This is a genomic window from Mycobacterium sp. D16Q13 (assembly GCF_002013375.1).
Lineage (GTDB): Bacteria > Actinomycetota > Actinomycetes > Mycobacteriales > Mycobacteriaceae > Mycobacterium.
The window spans coordinates 1-2,277 of sequence record NZ_MAEW01000034.1 but is presented as its reverse complement, the minus strand read 5'-3'; the positions used below and the strand labels follow the sequence as shown (position 1 = coordinate 2,277).

Genomic DNA, 2,277 nt, shown 5'->3' with positions numbered 1-2,277 from the left:
CGGCCCGCTGGATCTGATCGATGCCCTCCGGGCTCATGGCCTCGCCCTGGTGGTAGATCAGGATTCGGGCGCCCTTGCCGTCGGGTGTCATCATGAACTTCAGGCCGGTCTGAAAATCCTTGGTCTTGAATGACTCCGGTGGCATGAAGAAGAAGTCGTCGTTCTTGGCGTTATCGAACGCCTTGCCCATATCGACCATCGGATTGATCATCGGTTCCAGCTGGGCGATGGTGGCGTGGAACAGGCTTTGCATCGTCAAGGTCAGCTGCTGCATGACAGCCATGTTCTGCACCATCGCGTTGAGCTGCGTGATCATCTGCGGCGTGGCCGCGTCCACCATGCTCAGGCCATCGACCATCGGGCCCAGCTGCGAGGTCGCCTCGTCGATATTGTCGACCGATTCATTGAGCGAGCGCATGGCCCAACAGATCGGAATGTCGAAGCAGTGCGGCTCCCAGTACAAATAGTTGCGCACTGGCCGGAAGAAGTCATCGAAGGTGGCCAGGTTGTCGCGCGTCTTGTCCATCGCGGCCTTCAGACCCCGCGAAGCTTCCACGGACATGTGCGTACCCGCGGACAGCTGGCCGGTGATGTCCGCCATGTTCTTACTCAACTGCATCATGTCGCCCATCCGGGCGGCCATGGTGTCGATATCGGCGACGCGGTCTTTCAGGAACCCCAGATTTTGGCCGATCTTGGTTCCCATCGAACCCATCGCGTAGGGCAGCGAGGCATGTTCCAGCGGGCGCCCGTTGGGACGGGTGATGCTCTGCACCATCGAAACACCTGGCGTGCGAACAATATTCTTGGCGATGCGATCCAGGCTGATCATGTCGGTGGTGTTGCGCATATCGTGATCGGCCTTGATGTACAAGGTGTCGATCGAGAGCTGACTCGGCTGGAAGTGCCGATCCGCGGCGTCGTACCCGCGAGACGACTCGACGCTCTTAGGTGCGTAATCACGATCGTTGTAGCTCACCGTGTAGTTGGCCAGGTTCGCGATGCACAACGGAATCACCAGCGCCGCAACCGCGATCATCGCGACAGGCCACTTAGCGATGGCCGTGCCCAGCTTGCGCCAGACCGGGCTGGTCTTGGCCGGCTCGGACAACCAGGGCACCTTGCTCCCCAGCGTCAACAGCGCCGGACCCAGCGTGAGCGCCGCGATAACGGCCACAACCATGGCCACGAAACACGGCGGACCGAGCGTGCGGAAGTAGTCCAGGGTCGTCAGGCTCAGGCACAGGCACGCACCCGATATGGCGATGCCCGATCCCAGGACGACGTGAGCCACGCTGCGCACCGAGGTGTAGTACGCCGACTCCCGGTCCTCCCCCGCGCGCCGGGCCTCCTGAAAACGACCGAGATAGAAGATGCCGTAATCGGTAGCCACACCCAGGACAAGGGATACGGCCATGTTCATCGCGAACGACGAGATCCCGATGATGTGATTTTCGACCAGCAGCGAGACCACGCCGCGCGCGGTGGCCAACGTAATCAACACGCCGAACAGCGGAATGATCGCCCGGGTGAACGATCGGTAGGCGATGAGCAACATGGCGATGATCACCACGACAGTGACGATGGTCAGCGTGACCATGCTTTCATCGGCGGCGTTGAGGGTGTCCGAGGCCAACGGCGCCGGACCACTGACGTAGACGTTGAGCCCCTCGGGCTTCTCCTTGTCCAGCTTCTCGATGATGCCGCGGATGGCCTTGATCGACCTGTTGGAGTCGGCATCGCCCAAATCTCCGGCAGGTCTGACGGTCAGCGTTGCGGCCTGCGCGTCAGCGCTCTGCTGACCCGAACGGGTGACCGGGTCACCCCACAGATTCATCAGCGACTGCACATGCTCTTTGTCGTCAAGCAGACGGCGGACCATCTCGTCGTAGTAGCGGTGGTCCTGCTCGCCGAGCGTGCGGCCCTCTGTTTCTAGGACAACCACGGCCATGCTGGTGTAATCGGACTCCTGGAAGTCCTGCCCCTGGGTGATGGCGGCAGCCGACGAGGGTGCATCACGCGGAATCATCGCCTTAGCGTTGGCCGCGGTGGTTTCTTCCAGGGTGGGCACGAAGATGTTCAGGGCGGCGGCAGCCACCACCCAGAAAATCACCACCGGAATCGCGAGTACCCGGAGCAATCGCACTGGCGCAGAGCGCTTCTCGGGTTCCTTCGCCACCGGCGGTGCCGAAGATATCTGCACCGGACCGGTATCCGCGTCCTCCGGCGGCTGCTGACCCGAGGTCATGCTGCCGTCACCGTGCATGCGACTGCGGC

1 protein-coding gene is annotated in these 2,277 nt (G+C 62.0%); it reads right to left on the bottom strand.

What is annotated here, in order from left to right; genetic code table 11:
• A partial coding sequence (locus B4400_RS24230; RefSeq protein WP_078356043.1) for an MMPL family transporter occupies positions 1 to 2,248 on the bottom strand: 2,248 nt, incomplete at its 3' end.
• Positions 2,249 to 2,277 lie beyond the last annotated feature (29 nt).